This is a genomic window from Mucilaginibacter sp. McL0603, assembly GCF_049992945.1.
GTDB lineage: Bacteria > Bacteroidota > Bacteroidia > Sphingobacteriales > Sphingobacteriaceae > Mucilaginibacter.
This window is the reverse complement of the sequence record NZ_CP188251.1, coordinates 4,526,644-4,543,688: the sequence shown is the minus strand read 5'-3', so window position 1 is coordinate 4,543,688 and position 17,045 is coordinate 4,526,644. Positions and strand designations below refer to the sequence as shown.

The 17,045-nt window shown below is 41.5% G+C and carries 17 protein-coding genes and 1 tRNA gene; 5 read left to right on the top strand and 13 right to left on the bottom strand.

Going from position 1 to position 17,045, the window contains the following annotated elements; translation table 11 throughout:
- The 6 genes from ACPPVU_RS20825 to ACPPVU_RS20800 form a co-directional block, all read right to left on the bottom strand.
- Positions 1-1,005, bottom strand: coding sequence for a family 43 glycosylhydrolase (locus ACPPVU_RS20825; RefSeq protein WP_426668663.1), 1,005 nt, complete (start codon positions 1,003-1,005; stop codon positions 1-3).
- 78 nt (positions 1,006-1,083) lie between these two features.
- The gene (locus tag ACPPVU_RS20820) at positions 1,084-2,229 is read right to left on the bottom strand and encodes a hypothetical protein (RefSeq protein ID WP_426668662.1); all 1,146 of its coding nucleotides are present in this window, start codon (positions 2,227-2,229) and stop codon (positions 1,084-1,086) included.
- A gap of 19 nt (positions 2,230-2,248) precedes the next feature.
- A complete protein-coding gene (locus ACPPVU_RS20815; RefSeq protein WP_426668661.1) occupies positions 2,249-2,968 on the bottom strand; it encodes a DUF3823 domain-containing protein in 720 nt (239 codons plus the stop codon).
- A 19-nt stretch (positions 2,969-2,987) separates the two neighbouring features.
- Positions 2,988-4,829 (bottom strand): RagB/SusD family nutrient uptake outer membrane protein, encoded by a 1,842-nt coding sequence (locus tag ACPPVU_RS20810; RefSeq protein ID WP_426668660.1) that lies wholly within the window; start codon positions 4,827-4,829, stop codon positions 2,988-2,990.
- A 62-nt stretch (positions 4,830-4,891) separates the two neighbouring features.
- Positions 4,892-8,035 carry a SusC/RagA family TonB-linked outer membrane protein gene (locus ACPPVU_RS20805; protein ID WP_426668659.1) on the bottom strand — a complete coding sequence of 1,048 codons (3,144 nt, stop codon included), beginning with the start codon at positions 8,033-8,035 and terminating at the stop codon, positions 4,892-4,894.
- Between the two features lie 741 nt (positions 8,036-8,776).
- A tRNA-Phe gene (locus tag ACPPVU_RS20800) sits at positions 8,777-8,849 on the bottom strand.
- A gap of 211 nt (positions 8,850-9,060) precedes the next feature.
- Between ACPPVU_RS20800 and ACPPVU_RS20795 the strand changes: the two genes are divergently transcribed.
- Together ACPPVU_RS20795 and ACPPVU_RS20790 are read left to right on the top strand one after the other, a co-directional pair.
- Complete coding sequence (locus tag ACPPVU_RS20795) at positions 9,061-10,362, top strand: 4Fe-4S dicluster domain-containing protein (protein ID WP_426668658.1); 1,302 nt, start codon at positions 9,061-9,063, stop codon at positions 10,360-10,362.
- Positions 10,363-10,453: 91 nt separating this feature from the next.
- Positions 10,454-11,251 (top strand): (Fe-S)-binding protein, encoded by a 798-nt coding sequence (locus ACPPVU_RS20790; protein ID WP_426668657.1) that lies wholly within the window; start codon positions 10,454-10,456, stop codon positions 11,249-11,251.
- Here the strand turns inward: ACPPVU_RS20790 and ACPPVU_RS20785 are convergent.
- The gene (locus ACPPVU_RS20785; RefSeq protein WP_426668656.1) at positions 11,246-11,704 is read right to left on the bottom strand and encodes a hypothetical protein; all 459 of its coding nucleotides are present in this window, start codon (positions 11,702-11,704) and stop codon (positions 11,246-11,248) included. The genes ACPPVU_RS20790 and ACPPVU_RS20785 overlap by 6 nt on opposite strands.
- Positions 11,705-11,774: 70 nt before the next feature.
- Between ACPPVU_RS20785 and ACPPVU_RS20780 the strand changes: the two genes are divergently transcribed.
- Both ACPPVU_RS20780 and ACPPVU_RS20775 read left to right on the top strand, forming a co-directional pair.
- Positions 11,775-12,257 (top strand): ABC transporter ATPase, encoded by a 483-nt coding sequence (locus ACPPVU_RS20780; RefSeq protein ID WP_426668655.1) that lies wholly within the window; start codon positions 11,775-11,777, stop codon positions 12,255-12,257.
- Between the two features lie 86 nt (positions 12,258-12,343).
- Positions 12,344-12,952 carry a YdeI/OmpD-associated family protein gene (locus ACPPVU_RS20775; RefSeq protein ID WP_426668654.1) on the top strand — a complete coding sequence of 203 codons (609 nt, stop codon included), beginning with the start codon at positions 12,344-12,346 and terminating at the stop codon, positions 12,950-12,952.
- Positions 12,953-13,003: 51 nt separating this feature from the next.
- On the opposite strand, the gene ACPPVU_RS20770 is transcribed toward ACPPVU_RS20775, so the two are convergent.
- From ACPPVU_RS20770 to rpsF, 6 genes are all read right to left on the bottom strand, one after another.
- Positions 13,004-13,603: a hypothetical protein gene (locus ACPPVU_RS20770; protein WP_426668653.1), complete on the bottom strand. Its 600-nt coding sequence runs from the start codon at positions 13,601-13,603 to the stop codon at positions 13,004-13,006.
- Positions 13,604-13,738: 135 nt separating this feature from the next.
- Positions 13,739-14,500: a monofunctional biosynthetic peptidoglycan transglycosylase gene (gene mtgA / locus ACPPVU_RS20765; RefSeq protein ID WP_426668652.1), complete on the bottom strand. Its 762-nt coding sequence runs from the start codon at positions 14,498-14,500 to the stop codon at positions 13,739-13,741.
- Positions 14,501-14,651: 151 nt separating this feature from the next.
- On the bottom strand, positions 14,652-15,257 hold the full coding sequence (locus tag ACPPVU_RS20760) for a hypothetical protein (RefSeq protein ID WP_426668651.1): 606 nt from the start codon (positions 15,255-15,257) through the stop codon (positions 14,652-14,654).
- 218 nt (positions 15,258-15,475) lie between these two features.
- Positions 15,476-15,919, bottom strand: coding sequence for a 50S ribosomal protein L9 (rplI, locus tag ACPPVU_RS20755; RefSeq protein WP_426668650.1), 444 nt, complete (start codon positions 15,917-15,919; stop codon positions 15,476-15,478).
- A 16-nt stretch (positions 15,920-15,935) separates the two neighbouring features.
- Positions 15,936-16,199 (bottom strand): 30S ribosomal protein S18, encoded by a 264-nt coding sequence (gene rpsR, locus ACPPVU_RS20750; RefSeq protein WP_107831271.1) that lies wholly within the window; start codon positions 16,197-16,199, stop codon positions 15,936-15,938.
- Positions 16,199-16,567: a 30S ribosomal protein S6 gene (gene rpsF / locus ACPPVU_RS20745; protein WP_426668649.1), complete on the bottom strand. Its 369-nt coding sequence runs from the start codon at positions 16,565-16,567 to the stop codon at positions 16,199-16,201. The genes rpsR and rpsF overlap by 1 nt, the downstream gene beginning before the upstream one ends.
- 183 nt (positions 16,568-16,750) lie before the next feature.
- Between rpsF and ACPPVU_RS20740 the strand changes: the two genes are divergently transcribed.
- Positions 16,751-16,972, top strand: coding sequence for a hypothetical protein (locus ACPPVU_RS20740; RefSeq protein WP_426668648.1), 222 nt, complete (start codon positions 16,751-16,753; stop codon positions 16,970-16,972).
- The last annotated feature ends 73 nt before the right edge of the window (positions 16,973-17,045 follow it).

Here is a 17,045-nt window from a genome sequence, read left to right as displayed (position 1 = left end):
TTACTTGCTTTTTATCGCACCGGTTGGTACAACCTTTTGGATAGTACCATCAGCATTGTAGTAAAGTTTATCCACACAGATGGACCTTAACCAATCCTGGTTTGAAAGAGAACTGTTGTGATAAAATGCATACCATTGACCTTTGAACTGAACTATTGAACCATGGTTGGTGTAGCTATCGGTAGGGTCCATGTATATACCCTTATAGGTCCAGGGGCCTAAGGGGCTGTTACTGGTGGCATAGCGCATTTGATTATGTTTGCCATTAACATCATGGTTATCTGAGTATGACAGGTAATAAATCCCATTCCTTTTATGTATCCAGGTTGCTTCGTGAAAATCCTCAAGGCCTTCCATCTTCCGCATTTCCCCATCGATTTCGATCATATTATCCTTTAGCTTGCCGCCTTTACAGGTGCCACCGCCGCCGTAGTAAAAGTAGGCTTGTCCGTCGTCATCAATAAAAACACATGGATCAATCATAGATTCGAGCCCTTTGATATATCCCTGCGATTTAAAACCGCTTGCCGGGTTTTTGCTGGTAGCAACGCCTATTTTCCAGGTATTGTTCCATGCTGTGCCGCTTGGATGGGGGAAATAAAAGTAGTAGGTGCCATTTTTATAAGCGCAGTCGGGTGCCCACATAAAGCCCCCTTCAGGACGCCCCCATTCAACCTGGCTTGCCCGTAATATTTCACCATGATCCTTCCAGTGCACCATATCATCGGTTGAATAAACATGGTATTGATCCATCAGGTCGCAGCCGCGAGCAGGGGCAATGTCATGAGATGGATATACGTACAGGCGTCCGTCTTTCCAAACGTGGGCAGATGGATCGGCTGTATAGATGTCTCTTACAAAAGGATTGCCAACTGCATTCGTATCCGGCTTAACCTGGGCAAAACATGAGGTGGCCGATATGACGCAACTTATAACTAATACTGCCGATAGAAATGTTCGCTTATTCCTGCTTGTTGATATTCTTAACAAATTATATTTATTCATTATTGATAGTGTTTTAAATGGCAGAGAGATATGCTCCCTGCCATTTTTGATTTATTAAATTGATGCGGTTAAGAATGATTATTTTGATATGAACCGCAGGTCATCTATACCGGTAACAAGATCAGCATGATCTTTACTAGTGGTAAAAAAGAAGATGCGGAAGTGGTCAATTGCTGTATAATCGGCACCGCCATCGCCGGTTTTGATGGACTTGTCAAAATCGAGCGTTATCAGGTTCCATCCATTCTTCAAATTTGGTATAAGCGGAGCCACATCCCAGGCCGATTCGTTCACATCTGATTTTCCGGAGCTGGTGATCTCAATCGAGCCATCAGCTTTAAGCAGGGATACATCCGATACGTACCACCAGAATTGGAACCTGCCGGTAGATTCGGTAAAGGTTGTGTTAAGCGGTGCGGGTAACTGTTTTATATACTGCATGAAGTCGCCGCCGTTGGCAATTGTATTTTTTATATAGCCGGCGCCTTCTTTTTGACCAGTTGTTGTAATGTTAACATCACCTACCGTTTCCCAGCCATCTTTAATGTCGCAAGCATCAAACGGAACCGGTGGAGGCGCTGGAGCTGCCCTGAATACAAAGTCGTCCACTCCGGTAACCAAGTCGGCATGATCTTTAGTTGTTGTAAAGAAAAATATGCGAAAGTGATTTATGGCTGAATAATCTGCCCCGCCATCTCCTGTTTTTATAGCGTTGCTAAAATTAAGCGATATTTCATTCCAGCCGTCTTTTAACGTTGGTATTAACGGGGCTACATCCCAGGCCGACTCATTGACATCCGACTTTCCTGAACTTGTGATCTCGATTGAGCCATCAGCTTTAAGCAGGGACACGTCTGATACGTACCACCAGAATTTAAACTGTCCGTTAGTTTCATTAAGTTTGGTATCAAGTGGCGCCGGTAAATCCTTAATAAACTGCATAAAATCTCCACCATTTGCTATCGTATTTTTGATATAACCTGCTCCTTCTTTCTGTCCTGGTGTTGTAATGTTTACATCGCCGACTGTTTGCCAGCCATCTTTAACATCAGCATTGTCAAATACTACAAGAGTAGGATCAACAGGTGGCGGTGATGTGGTATCAACCGGCGGAGGTTTGAGCATTGAAGTATCCCTTGACTTGTATACCTCCTTTTTACAGCCTGTAGCTGCAAGTGCTATAGCGAAGATGGAACATACCATCATTATTTTTATTAATCTCATTTCCTTTTAAGTTTTAGGTTTACTGATTGGGTACATCTATCTGTATTACTTCAGAAAAATTGGAGCTTTTAAAACTGTCATTCAAACGGACACCCACTCTTACAAAGAATGTTCTTCCCGCAATAAGATTAGGAACCGTTAAAGTGATTGATTTATCAGCAGGGGCCAGATCGATGAAATCCTTGTTAATTGTTACTGCATTAGCGTCTGAAAAATCCCTGATAGAGGCACCTGCGCCAACCAGTTTAGTGGTGTTTACATAAGGTTGCGTATCAATAATAGTTGGCAAGCCAGCTACTACCGGGGCATCGATATCGAACTTTAAGGTCAGCGTTGTTCCAACCAGTTCATGCGTAAAGTTTTTTATCGCGATGTAGGGCGTAAGCACAAAATCATGCGAGCTACCCTGTTTGATATCCATTTTCAAACTATCATAAATGGGCCAGAACGCACCGCCTTTGGGGATAATGCGATAGGTACCCTTAAACAGTTTGGTATCCTCAAAAGTGCCGTCAGATTTACTTGGTATAAATTGAGGGGTAGGAGTAGCGCTCCAGCTTATTTGCTCAAGCTGTACCTGAATGCTGTTTTGTGATGTTTCAAAATTGGCATTGGTAGTGGCGTCTATTAACCTGCCTTGAAAGGAAGCATTGGGGCCCGGATAATTATCTATTTTTGTACATGCAGAAACTGCCAGTATACCTGCGCCCAATAAAAAATTGCTAATCAGCTTTTTCATATCTTAAAATTTTATATTCTTAATAATTAGGGTTATTAGGGAGTAAATTTGGGTTCTTTCCAATTTGGTCGCCCGGCAGCCCTTCATAATAATATTGTTTCTGGAAAGTATATTCCCGGTTATATAGCTCAGGTTCGGCAAGGAAAATGTATTTATTCTCGTTAAATACGTAATAAGGCATCAGTCCTTTAAAATGCGCGCGGTCAAGCACCGCATCGGCAGTGCGCCATCTTTTCAGATCCCAGTAGTATTGATTCTCAAAGGCGAGCTCCATACGTCTTTCCTTACGCACTTTATCCAGGTCGATAGAAACATATAGTGTTGCACCTGCCCGGTCCCTTAACAGGTTAATGGAGCTTAATGCATCAGCAGTATTGCCCAGTTCCATAGCGGCTTCTGCGCGGTTCAGCAATATTTCACCGTATCGCAGGTCTATCCAGGGCTGCTCGCTTCTGTTCAGATCAACTGCGGCCTGGGGCTTATTGTAATCAACATATTTGCGTACATAAAAACCTGTGCGCGTTAATTCATCGCCTCCCGTCCACGGCCCTGTAAAGCCAATAATCTGCATGCCCTGGTACAATGTTTTTGTATCGCCGGCAAGTATATATGAGCGTGAGTTGGCCGGTTTTGCAACCTCTGCTGCTGCGGTTCCGCTAAATGACGGATAAATGCCCCTTTGCATATCAAATGTAAGCCCTCTTAAAGTTGCTCCAGGGAAATAAACGGTAGCCAGCAATCTGGGTTCAACTCCCTGCATTAATTCTGCACGGTTATTAAAACGCTTAGGTGTACCGTCGGCGTTGGTTACCGGCAAAGTTCCCCAAAGGCTTACAAACTCCAGCGTAGGGTATGAACGAGTAAGCGCGTTAGCTGTCATATAACGCGGAGACATGGTAGCGTCCCAGCTATGGGCTGTATTATTAGCAATTGAGTACTGTTTGATGAAAATATTTTCCGGGCTTCCGCTTTTTAGGAACAGATCAACATAGTTCTGTACCTTATCGGGATTTGCAGTATAAAGCGAATAATGGCCTTCAAGTAGTTTAGCGGCATCATAAGCTGCCTGGAAATAGGTATTTGCTTTACTGACAGGGATACCTACCAAACCCAGTGAACGCGCCTGCCCGTCAACAAAGTTTACTGAGCCGTATTTGGCAACACATGCTGCATATAACATGGCCCGCGATTTTAATGCCGCTGCAACGTATTTGTTAGCCCTGCCTGCATCGCTGGTTTCTGGCATCATCTGGTAAGCCAAATCAAGCTCCGCCCCTATAAAATCCCATGTAGCCTCTTCCTTGTCACGGTGCACCTGGAGTTGTGATAAAGGTGCCCCCGGATCTTGCGGAACTTTTATGATCGGTACGCCACCATAACGCTTGGCCAGGCCAAAATAATAGTACGCCCTTAAAAAGTGGGCTTCGCCCAACAAAGCATCAACTTTGGGCTGGGTTAGTGCAGCAGCATGTTTGGGCAGCTCGTCTATCAGGGTATTCACGTTCCTGATATCGCCATACGGCCAGAAACCAAAGCCGCCGGTAATATTCATGCCGCTCCAGGGGCCAACCTCTTCGCCTATACATCCGGCTTCGTTAAAAAAGCTCATCCAATCATTACCTCCGTGTAAAAAGCCTGCGGGGTTAGCAGCACCGTCATTTGTGCTGGGCGTGTATTTGAAATCCTCGATCGGTAAATTCTGGTATATCGTCGCTAAAAACGATTTAACGCCCGCTTCACTATTATAGATAACGTCCGGCGTAAATATATTCTTTGGTGGTATATCCAACCGCTGGCAGGAAGTTACCGAAGCTGCCGCAGTGATAGATATTGCTATTATTAATTTATGTATACTTTTCATATGTCAAATAATTATTCGTTAATAATTTGCCTTTTAAAGGCCTTCATGAGATACTCCGCAGTTTAAAAGGAAACGTTAGCTCCGAAATTAAAAGTCCTGTTCATTGGATAGGTGTATCCCTGGTAGGCTACTGCGAAAGGATCCGGGTTATCTGCATCTCTCGGATTAGGGCCCTGGTGCTCCGGGTCATAGTTCTTCAACTTGGTGAATGTTAACAGGTTGTAACTGTTTACATATATCCTAAGTTTTTTAAGGCCTACATGTTTTAAAACTGAAGGCGACAGGGTATAACCAAATTCAAGTGATTTTACACGCAGGTAACTGGCGTCCTGTATAGCTTTTGTACCTTGAGCACTTGGCGAACCCATTGCAGGGTAAAATCCTGGCACCCATTTCGTGTTGGGGTCGAAAACGTTTGCGCTGGGATCTACGGTATGCCAGCTATCCAGGAAACGGGTCAACGAGCTTTGGCCATAATTCAGCGGCGACGCAAATTGTTCGCCGTATTGCACGTAAACCCCGGCAGCGCCTTGCAATAGCATATTCATATCAAACCCTTTGTAATTTAAGCCCAAACTAAAGCCATAGTTATACAATGGGATATCGGTAGTTGCAATAGGATGGTTATCCTTACTATCTATCACTCCATCACCGTTCCAGTCCTTATAATAGTAGTCGCCGGGAACCACATTGTTATTGCCTCCGCCTGTGTTTACACCATAATTGTATATCTGGTTGTAACTGGTAAACTGCCCGGCATATTCAGGGCCCCACCAAACGTTCTGGTACCGGTTGGTTTGGTTTTCTACCCAGTTTGAGTATTCGTTGCCCGACTTGGTGCGGAGAGTAGTCAATTTTTCCAAGCGCGTTGTACCTATATTACCGCTAATATTTACACCCAGCTGGCCAAATGTATTTCTGTATGATAAGCTAAAATCCAGGCCTTGCACCCTGTCGCTGTCATAATTGATCTGCGGCACATCTGCACCCACTGTTCCGGGTAAAGCTGTAGAAGGCGTGGCCGGCAAACCTGTTCTGTCGTTTCTGAAAACTTCTACAGTTCCGTCAACTTTTCCATTAAATAAGCCGAAATCAAGAGCTATATTCTTTATAGTACTTACCGGCCATGTTAAACCGGGATTACCCAGTTTTGGCGCTGATCCGTTCACTGCACCGGGGCCAAAAATATAAGAGTTTATCGGGTAGGTATAGCCGTTTACATAATTGTATGCCTGTCCCTTTTCGTCACCGACTTGACCGTAAGAGGCCCTGAGCTTCAGGTTGGAAAGGATGTTTTCAGAAATCAGTTTGCGGAAAAAATCTTCTTTGGTTATAACCCAGCCTATTGATGCGCCAGGGAAGAAGCCCCATTGATCGGGACCCGGCTGATACAAACTAGTGCCATCCTGGCGAAAGCTGAATTCAGCAAGATATTTTCCTTTAAAATCGTAGTTAAAACGTCCTATATAACTCCTGTGAGCAGCATCCTGTAAAGCATTGGGATCCATACCACCAAACATGTTAGTTGTCAAACCACCGAATAAATACTCCACGGGGATTTCAGTATCCCGGGAAGCACTAAAATTATCAGCGGTTTCATGGCTTTGCTCATAGGTAACCATAGCGGTTATATTATGGTCCTTGAAAAAAGTATGCGCATAATTTAATGTTAGCTGGCTTAAGGTATTAAAATGTGTATAATAAGCCCGGGTTATGCGCGAAGGTGAATTTACAACGCTTGGTATATAAGCATTATTAGCTGCGTCATAAGTATATAAAGAAAATGTATTTTTTAATTGATTATAGTCATTAACTCCGTAATCAATATTAAACAAAGCCTTGGCAGACAGCCCGGTTATGCCGGGTATGTCATACGTTAGGTTTAACTGGCTTGTAAAGCTTTTATTCTTGCTCGTCGTTGAACCTACTTTGCTGTCATCTGTAAAAACCGCGGGATTCATGTTATCATGCATTACAGCGGGGTATAAAGGATTGTCATTAGCATAGATCGGGTTCGTAGGGATCTGATTCCAGGTATACTTATAAACAGTATACTCCTGGGTATATGGCTGATTTTTTTGATCCATCCAGCCTGATGTCAATACCTGTGCCTTTAACCCTTTGGTAATGTTTGCGGTAACGTTTGAGCGGAAATTATACTTGTCGTAGTTTAAGTCTCCGGTTTTATAGACACCGTCCTGTTTCAGGTAACCAAAGTTGAAAAAATAGCTGATCTTATCATTTCCACCATCAATATTTAAATTGTGACTTATTTCGTTGGCTGTTTTCCTGAAAACCATATCCGACCAATCGGCTGATTTGTTAGTACCATCGAGCCATGGTTTCATATCGGCATAGGAGAATTGCGGAGTTACATTATTGGCAAAATTACTAGCGAAATCACGCTTAACTTTCTCATTTGTTAACATCATATAATCTACCGCGTTTACACCCTGGGGCATCCCTAAAAATGACTGGATTGCATCATTAAACGAATAATTGATGTTCATTTTTCCGTTTTTTGCGCCTTTTTTGGTCGTGATCAAAATAGCGCCGCCGGCAGCCCTTATACCGTATATAGATGCGGCAGCGTCTTTCAGTACCGAAATATTTTCAATTTCGTTTGGATCCATCCGGCCTATTGTTGACTGGTCTCCGCCGATTACACCATCAATTACAACCAATGGGGCGGATGTATAACCCCTGATATTTAAATTGTTAGCATATGATCCTGGTTCGGAAGTTGTTTGAACGATACGTACACCCGGTATTTTACCGGTTAGCATGTTTATAACGCTTTCGTTTTTTGTTGTGATGATCTCTTTATTTTGAAGCGTTGAAACAGAGCCGGTTATTGTTGCCCTCTTCTGTACGCCGTAACCCACAACGACAAGTTCATCAAGGCCCTTGCTGCCGGTTTTTAGCGCAACGATGCCATTTTTCAGATCGGTCGCCTTAACTTCCTGACTTAGATAGCCAATGTAGGATATTATCAGGGTTGCATCGTTCCCGGAAACGCTGATGCTGAATTTCCCATCTTTGTCGGTAACGGTACCAGCATTAGTACCCTGAACCCTGACACTTACCCCGGGAAGGGAGTTCCCATCGGTGAAATCTATTACTTTTCCGCTGATAACGGTTTGTTGGGCTAACAAACTAAGCGGAAAAAGAAGGAAAAGTATAAGTAAGTATTTTGTTTTTTTCATATCTCTTGTGTTATGTTTAAGTTTATTGGTTTGGTTTACCGTGAATAAATAGTGCATACAGCAGCATACTTACGGCGGGTTAGGTTCGTAATTGTACATGATCTATTTGGTTGATTAATTAATCACCTGTTGCTTTATGAGAGGCAACGGATGTTATAGTTGGTTTATAATAATGACACAAAAGAATAGGCGATCATTAATAAAAAATAAATAATAGATTAATTTTGGCCGGAAAATCACAAAAAAAACCGGCTTTTTAAAATATTGCAATCGATTGCGGCTTTTTATCGTAGCGAGATAAAGCCAGAAGGGTATAGTTCAATCAACCAAACGTCAAAGACGTGTGCTGTATCTGCATTAATTGAAATTGTGCCATTTTCTATGAAATACTTAATAATAGTATGAAGGCGGACGCGTCTTAAAAATTCAGATTCCCCTACGGGGACATAGTATTGATTCTAGAAACTTCTCCCCAGGGCTGGGCGGAATTCGAACCAATTTATTAAGGATTTAAGAACAATTGCAAGTTCACAACGATTTGACATTCCCAACCTTAATTGTTAGTGGATCTGTTTCCGATTAGGAAAATCTTAATTAAGTGCTTGGAAAGTATAGTTCAACAAATTATTATGGAAAGCTGACAGAAGCGGATCGTCCTTACCAGGTGACTACAAGTCTAAAAGATGCCTAAATATAACAAAAAAGGTCTTTTTCGCAATGAAAAAGACCTTTTTATATCAGTGGTATCAGCTGGAATCGAACCAGCGACACAAGGATTTTCAGTCCTTTGCTCTACCAACTGAGCTATGATACCATCCCGTTGGGGCTGCAAATGTACTCCGTTTTTTCATTTCTAAAAACTTTTTTTGAAAAAAGGTCGATCATGCACAAAATTCAACCCAATCAACTTATCCAACTTAATCTAACTCAATCAACTAACTCTTAACATTTCAACTTTCCAACTGCCGCCCCTTTGACATTTCAACTTTAAAATTAACTTTGAGAAATTTTACTATGCAAGCATAATGATTGGGCAGGTCATATTCATCATCATTTTAGCAACAGCCGTTTATCTATTTAGTAAAAACGTAGCTAAGATCAGGCGTAATATACTGCTCGGTAGGGATACTGATCGTTCTGACCGCCCGGCTGAAAGGTGGAAGACAATGGCTAAAATTGCCCTTGGCCAAACCAAAATGGTGAAACGCCCCTTTGCTGCAGTAATGCATTTTTTTATCTATGTTGGTTTTGTTATCATCAATATCGAGGTGCTGGAGATATTGATCGATGGCGTATTTGGATCACACCGCATTTTTTCACGCCCGCTGGGAGGCTTATATGGATTGCTGATCGGTGGTTTTGAAATATTGGCCGTTCTGGTGCTGGTTGCCTGTATCACATTCCTTGCCCGCAGAAATATTGCCCATCTAAAACGCTTTAGCGGCGTTGAGATGACATCATGGCCAAAATCCGATGCAAACTATATTCTCATCATCGAAATATTGCTGATGACCGCCTTTTTGACCATGAATGCTACTGATCATAAACTGCAGCTGTTAAACTTTGGTCATTATATCAAAGCCGGTAGCTTCCCTGCAAGCACATTTATTGGTCCGCTATTGCCGGACAGTGCTAATGCACTTGAAATGATCGAACGCGGCTGCTGGTGGTTTCATATTATCGGAATACTGGCTTTTCTGAATTATCTGCCTTATTCAAAGCATTTTCATATCCTGCTGGCTTTTCCGAATACGTATTATTCAAACCTCCATTCAAAAGGAAAATTTACCAATATGGCATCGGTGACCAATGAGGTAAAAGCCATGCTCGATCCTTCATTTGTACCTGAAACTGCTGGTGAAATAGCGCGTTTCGGTGCAAAGGACGTAACCGATCTTACCTGGAAAAATTTGATGGAAGCCTACACTTGTACAGAATGCGGTAGGTGTACTTCGGTTTGTCCGGCTAATCAAACAGGTAAACTGTTATCCCCCCGCAAAATCATGATGGATACGCGTGACCGGGTGACCGAAGTAGGCAATAACCTGGATAAGAACGGCAAGGATTTTAAGGATGATAAGTCATTATTGGACAACTATATTACGCGCGAAGAGCTTTGGGCTTGTACTACATGCAATGCCTGTGTAGAAGCCTGCCCGGTAAATATCAATCCGTTAGAGATCATTACCGAAATGCGCAGGTATATCGTAATGGAAGAATCACAGGCACCGGCAAGCCTCAACAATATGTTTGGTAACGTTGAAAATAACGGGGCGCCATGGAAGTATTCAAATGCGGATAGATTTAATTGGAAGGAGAGTTCATAGATCATAGCTATGATGCGAAACTTAATAAGATATTGATATAAAAATATAACTATTATCCATGGACTATCGGCTATGGACCAAATCATGAACCATGAACCATGAACTACTAACAATCCCCACCATGGCCGAAATGGCCGCACAAGGTAAAGAGCCTGAAATATTGTTCTGGGTTGGATGTGCTGGCAGTTTTGACGAACGCGCACAGCGGATAACACGTGATATTTGTAAGATACTGAACCATGTGGGTATCAGCTTTGCAGTTTTGGGTACGGAAGAAAGCTGCACAGGCGATCCTGCAAAACGCGCAGGTAACGAGTTTCTTTTCCAGATGCAGGCGATGATGAATATACAGGTGTTGGATGGCTATAACATCAAAAAGATAGTGACTGGTTGCCCGCATTGTTTCAATACTATTCGTAATGAATATCCCGGGTTAGGCGGGAATTACGAAGTGATCCATCATACTCAATTAATTCAGCAATTGATCGATGAGGGAAAACTGAAAGCTGAAGGAGGCGAAAGTTTTAAAGGGAAACGCATTACTTACCATGATCCATGTTACCTGGGCCGGGGGAATAATGTTTACGAGGCACCGCGTAAAGCTTTAGAGGTTTTAGATGCCGATCTTATTGAAATGAAACGCTGCAAATCAAATGGTTTGTGCTGTGGGGCAGGGGGAGCGCAAATGTTTAAAGAACCTGAGAAAGGCAATAAGGATATCAACGTAGAACGGATGGAAGATGTACTGGAAAGCAAAGCAACAGTAGTGGCTGCAGCTTGTCCGTTTTGTATGACTATGTTGCGCGATGGCGTAAAGCATTTCGAGAAGGAACAGGAAATACAGGTACTGGATATTGCAGAGATCACCGCCAGAGCAAACGGCTTATAGTTTTTCCTCTTTAAAATATTTTATTGCATTATTCAGACTATCTAAACGCTCCGGAGAGAATCCCTTTACAGGGATGCTCAACTCGGTCGACATGGAATCAATATTACCTTTCGGATCATCATAAGTCTGTACTATGATATCGTCCCGCAAAGTCTTAAATTTTAACCGGCTGCCCGCTGCTGTTTCCTGGTAATTGACAGTGTCAAGCTGTTTTAAATTAAAGGAGTAATATAGCTGCTTACCATGTTGATAAGTTTTTCTAAAATGGATAAAATGCTCGGGTGTAACGCTGATCTCCCATTTCTTTAATTTGGCTTCTCCTGCGGGATTGTAAGCATCTGTGAGGCATTTGTTACTCCAGTCGAGCCATTCTTTTTCGCCCATTGCGGGGCCAAAAGCGCAGAAAAATACAGCTGGGAGTATAATTAACAGGGTAATGGGTGCTCTTTTCATATTATTGAGAATTGATCTTACCATGACAACATCTTTTATATTAAAGTTAATAAATTGAATATTTTTGTAAATGCAATTTTCTGAACAATCACGGGTATGGGTATATCAATCGGATAGAGAATTATCTGATGAACAGGTAAAACAAGCACTGCATCAGTTAAATCTGTTTGCCGCTGAATGGACTGCCCACAATCATCAGTTAAAGGCCAAAGCTGAGGTGAGATACAACCGTTTCCTGATATTGATTGTTGACGAAAGCCAGGCAGGCGCCAGTGGATGCTCCATTGATAAGTCCGTCAATTTTATGAAACGCCTGGAACAGCAATTTGGTATCAACCTGTTCGATCGTTTTAATCTTGCCTACCGCGATGGTGACAAGGTATTATCTGCACACCGTCCTGAATTTGAAGAATTGATAAAGACCCGTAAGATCAACACAAATACCATTGTATTTAACAACCTGGTACAAAATCTGCAGCAACTGGAAAGCAAATGGGAAGTGCCATTTAAGGATAGTTGGCATGTGCAGTTATTTGGCGATCTGGCAAGTTGATAGTTTACTCGGATAACTAATCACTGTTTTCCAATCTCTGATCGCTATTTGTCAAATCCAAAATAGAATTATTAATTTTATTCATTATGGGACATTTCGACGAACGCATAGATGCATATATCGCCAAGTCGGCTGATTTTGCAAAACCTATTTTAATACACATCAGGCAGGTGGTTCACCAAGCCTCGCCTTTAATAAATGAAACCGTTAAATGGGGCATGCCCTTTTTTGACTATAAGGGGCCGATTTGCATGATGGCCGCGTTTAAACAGCATTGCGGCTTCGGATTTTGGAAAGCATCAAGATTAAATGATCCCGAAAGATTGTTACAGGGAAGCGACGAAGAAGCGGCTGCCGGCAGTTTTGGCCGCATTAATAAAATAGAAGATCTGCCTTCCGACGAAGCCTTGATAGGATTCATTCATCAGATGATCGCGCTTAATGAAAGCGGGGTTAAAGAAGCCAAAAAGCCATCAGCACCAAAACCCGAACTATCTATGCCTGCTGATTTTGATAAGTTGCTCAGAGAGGACCTGGGGGCAATGGGAAATTATGAAAAATTCAGCCCATCATGCAAGAGGGAATACCTGGAATGGTTTGCCGAAGCTAAATCCGATGCCACCCGCGAAAAACGAATACAACAAGCTTTAGAGTGGATAGCCGAGGGGAAGACCAGGAACTGGAAGTATAAATAGTAGTTGATTGGTTGAATAGTTGATTGAGTTGGATTGGTTAAATGGTGTGATTTAAGATCTTAATAACGTTTTGCCTCTTGATTTGAATAAGTTACTACTTGGAAATACTGATTCTGCTTTTCGATCAGTAAAATTATTTAGGCCTTTTGCCGCAACTTCATCTATCAATTGTTGATCAATTTTATAAATCGTTATATCCAATTCTTGACTTGATGAGATATTGCTTACATCGATGATGAATATTTTTTTATGATTAGATATTCCTGTTATTTCCATGCTGAGACGCATTAACTCAACAATCGATTCTGAACTTAATCCAGATGTCTCAAGAAGTATAGTATCATTCACTCTTAGCTCATTAAATAAACCAATGATAACGTGAGCGAAATATCCGTCAGGGTTAATTTTGATTTTGGGAGATATTAAAGACCGAATTTCTTCAAGTATCTGCTTCGCGGGCTTTTTCCCTATTTTCTGTATATAAGATGGGGTTTTTATTGCCTCTTTAAACGGAAAATTGATAAAGCAAATGTTGTCTCTATTGTCAAAGATTGACGGTATAATCTGGCCAGGGGTGGCAAGTACAAAATAGGCGGAATCAAAATTGTAGTTTGATAAGTTAAAATCTTCGGGCCGGATAATTGATTTCATGAAAAGGTTGGCGCCACATTAATGGACTTTAAACGGCAACAGCAATCCAAAATTGTTCGACAGTAGTAAACTTCATAATTCGATATTAAATATTCGATGTTCGATATTTATTTTTCTCCATTGGGAGCAAGACACTCAAAAATCCAAGGGCCCTAACCTCCTCATATTTTTCCGTATCAAATACTGCCGATGCCTTACATGGTCACTTGGGTTGGTGGGTGACCATTTCAATGGATCAGGAAATATAGAGGCAATGGCTGCAGCCTGGTAACTGGTCAGGTCGCTGGCTGATTTGTGAAAATACGCCTGAGATGCGGCTTCTACGCCATAAATACCATCACCCATCTCTATTTCATTCAGGTAGACTTCCATTATGCGTTTTTTGCTCCAAAATACTTCGATTAGTACTGTGAAATAAGCCTCGAAAGCCTTGCGTACATACGAACGACCCGGCCACAGGAATACATTCTTGGCAGTTTGTTGCGAAATAGTACTGCCGCCTATTAACTTGTGGCTATGCGCATTTTTGTCAATTGCCTTTTCCATAGCTTTAAAGTCGAAACCGAAATGATCCAGAAACTTCTGGTCTTCGGCAGCAACAGCAGCACGCTTCATAGGGTCGGCTATGTCATCGAAGTCTATCCATTCTTTGTCGATCTTCCATTCTTTCCCTGCTGATTTGCGCTCAAATCCACGGGTGACCATCAACCAGGTAATAGGTGGGTTTACAAAACGATACAGTATCACCCATAAAATAGAGATAGCGAAAAATAATATGACGGTGATTTTGAGTATGCGAAGAATAAGCTTTAGGAGGCCACCGCGAAATAATCCCTTTGATTTTTGCGATCCGGGTTTAGGTTTGTGGGTGGCCCTGTTACTTTGGACATTTTTCATCGCCTAAAAATAAAAAATGCTACGCCTTCGCAGGCATAGCTTTATAAAAGATTTTTGAATCATTTCTGTTAAATTTTCGCAGGGCGATTTATTGAAATTTTTACGAAAAAGAACAGTAATAGTTTCTTAGCAAAGAGTATTATCCGTTTTTTTAATGAAGAGCAAAGCAGAAAGCTGCCTTTACGCCTACCTGGCTATAACCTCCTCCCGGCTCAGGGCGATTTTCATAGAAAGCGCTTAGATCAGTTGAATTTCTTCCTCTGAAACCCAATGGAAAGGAGTAACCGGCACCAAACGAGTAAACAAATGCGGTGGACTTGTATGTGTAATCGGAACTGTAACTATTTACATTGAAGGAGGCACCCGCCAGGCCTTCAATAAAGAAACGCCGGGCAGGGAAAATCTTTAGTCCGGCTTCAACCGGGATAAAGGATGCAATATCACCGCTGTAATAACCACTATAACCGTATCCATAATCATCAAAGCCCACATCATACCCGCCGCCTGATACGTAAAAGGTATACCCGGTTGAAAATAGTACGCTTACGGGTGATTGTTTGATTGGCATTTCGAGCCCAACTGAAATCCCTCCTGCTTCTGGAAAATAATTCGATACCGGACCTGTGGAAAACCCGGAACTGATGCCAATATCCAATTTCAATGACCGGGAATTATTAAAGGGATAATATTGTGCGCTTGCATGATAAGCAGCCCCTAATAAAATTGCGATAAAAAGTAACGTTTTTTTAATATTCATTTTAATAACAGATGCGGTCAAAAGAAAATAACAATGTTAGCTAAAACGAATTTTTAAAAAAGTTAGTTTTCGCGCTGCCAAATTGTTACATAACATTAACAAACACTCAGACTTTGATAAACAAAAAAGGTGCTTAGTTTGCACTAAACACCTTTTTTTAAATTCTAATATCTAAATTCTAATTTCGAAATTGAACATTCGAAATCCGAAATTCAAAATTACTCTGCTACAACTTCAAACGGAACTTTTACTTTCACTTCTTTGTGCAGGTTCAGGTTAGCGGTGTATTCACCAATAACTTTAGGCTCTGCATCAAAAGTGATACGGCGACGGTCAACATCAAAGCCTTCTTTTTTCAAAGCGTCAGCAATTTGAATAGTGTTGATAGCACCGAATATTTTACCGCTTTCGCCTGCTTTTGCACCGATGGTCAGTTTTATACCTTCCAGTTTAGCTGCAATAGCATCAGCATCTTTACGGATCTTTTCTTGTTTGAATTGTGCCTGTTTTAGGTTTTCAGCTAAAACTTTGCGGGCAGATTCAGTGGCCTGTTGTGCAAAACCCTTAGGGATTAAGAAATTGCGGCCATAACCTGGTTTTACTTTAACGATATCGTCTTTCTCACCGAGGTTTTTTACGTCTTGTTTTAAAATAACTTCCATTGTTTAAACCTCCTGATTATTTTAAAGAATCTGTTACATAAGGCAATAAACCGATGTGGCGTGCCCGCTTAACAGCTTGTGCCACTTTACGCTGGAACTTTAATGAAGTACCTGTTAAACGGCGTGGTAATACTTTACCCTGATCGTTCACAAACTTTAATAAAAAGTTAGCGTCTTTGTAATCGATGTATTTAATACCATTCTTTTTGAAACGGCAGTATTTTTTACGGTTATCGTCCACCTTGGGAGCGGTAACGTATTGGATTTGGTCGTTTGCCATTATTTTGCTGCCTCCTCTGCTTTAACGTTTTTCTTTTGATTGAAGGCACCACTGCGTTTTTTCTCATTGTATGCAGTGGCATGCTTATCCAGTGCAATGGTCAAGAAACGAAGAACGCGCTCATCACGCCTGAATTCAATCTCCAATTTGTTAATTAAATCACCCGGAGCCCTGTATTCAGTTAAGTGATAGTATCCTGTAGTTTTCTTTTGAATAGGATACGCTAATTTCTTCAAACCCCAATTATCCTCCTGGACAATTTCGGCTCCGCCATCAGTTAATAACTTGCTATATTTGGCAATGGCCTCTTTAGCAGTTTCTTCTGACAGCAACGGGGTTAGAACGATCACGGTTTCGTACTGTTGCATTATTATACTTGATTTTTAATTAATTACCCGCTATTACGGGGCTGCAAATGTAGATATAAATAATTAATTTATAAATAGATATTTGAAATTTTATCAAAATATGTGTTGTTGCTTTTTGCCAAAACTTACATAACATTGTAAACATATAAGCATATAAACTGTAATATAGAAAACCATACGATTATGTTACTCACAGATATTGAAATGGATGAGACATTAATAGTTAATGCCTCATGGGGGCCGGAAGGTGATGACTGGGAAGATGAAGACGATGAAGATCTTGAGGACGAAGATTTTGAAGACAGGGTAGAAGACCTTGACGATCTGCACGAGATACAGGTTGATGATGATCTGGGCGAACCCTATCCCGAAGATGATGACCATCTTCCGGAGGATGATGATTAAAGATCTTCAGAATATTATCAACAATCCATTTACCGGGACTTTAACTTAAGGCATATTCTTGCTACCTTAGTGG

Bases quoted from the DNA above. Each gene is read 5' to 3' on its own strand.
- ACPPVU_RS20815 (WP_426668661.1), bottom strand. From the start codon at position 2,968: ATGAAAAAGCTGATTAGCAATTTTTTATTGGGCGCAGGTATACTGGCA.
- ACPPVU_RS20795 (WP_426668658.1), top strand. From the start codon at position 9,061: ATGATTGGGCAGGTCATATTCATCATCATTTTAGCAACAGCCGTTTAT.
- ACPPVU_RS20825 (WP_426668663.1), bottom strand. From the start codon at position 1,005: ATGAATAAATATAATTTGTTAAGAATATCAACAAGCAGGAATAAGCGA.
- ACPPVU_RS20805 (WP_426668659.1), bottom strand. From the start codon at position 8,035: ATGAAAAAAACAAAATACTTACTTATACTTTTCCTTCTTTTTCCGCTT.
- ACPPVU_RS20810 (WP_426668660.1), bottom strand. From the start codon at position 4,829: ATGAAAAGTATACATAAATTAATAATAGCAATATCTATCACTGCGGCA.
- mtgA (WP_426668652.1), bottom strand. From the start codon at position 14,500: ATGAAAAATGTCCAAAGTAACAGGGCCACCCACAAACCTAAACCCGGA.
- rplI (WP_426668650.1), bottom strand. From the start codon at position 15,919: ATGGAAGTTATTTTAAAACAAGACGTAAAAAACCTCGGTGAGAAAGAC.
- rpsF (WP_426668649.1), bottom strand. From the start codon at position 16,567: ATGCAACAGTACGAAACCGTGATCGTTCTAACCCCGTTGCTGTCAGAA.
- ACPPVU_RS20760 (WP_426668651.1), bottom strand. From the start codon at position 15,257: ATGAATATTAAAAAAACGTTACTTTTTATCGCAATTTTATTAGGGGCT.
- ACPPVU_RS20740 (WP_426668648.1), top strand. From the start codon at position 16,751: ATGTTACTCACAGATATTGAAATGGATGAGACATTAATAGTTAATGCC.
- rpsR (WP_107831271.1), bottom strand. From the start codon at position 16,199: ATGGCAAACGACCAAATCCAATACGTTACCGCTCCCAAGGTGGACGAT.
- ACPPVU_RS20780 (WP_426668655.1), top strand. From the start codon at position 11,775: ATGCAATTTTCTGAACAATCACGGGTATGGGTATATCAATCGGATAGA.
- ACPPVU_RS20820 (WP_426668662.1), bottom strand. From the start codon at position 2,229: ATGAGATTAATAAAAATAATGATGGTATGTTCCATCTTCGCTATAGCA.
- ACPPVU_RS20790 (WP_426668657.1), top strand. From the start codon at position 10,454: ATGAACCATGAACTACTAACAATCCCCACCATGGCCGAAATGGCCGCA.
- ACPPVU_RS20775 (WP_426668654.1), top strand. From the start codon at position 12,344: ATGGGACATTTCGACGAACGCATAGATGCATATATCGCCAAGTCGGCT.
- ACPPVU_RS20785 (WP_426668656.1), bottom strand. From the start codon at position 11,704: ATGAAAAGAGCACCCATTACCCTGTTAATTATACTCCCAGCTGTATTT.
- ACPPVU_RS20770 (WP_426668653.1), bottom strand. From the start codon at position 13,603: ATGAAATCAATTATCCGGCCCGAAGATTTTAACTTATCAAACTACAAT.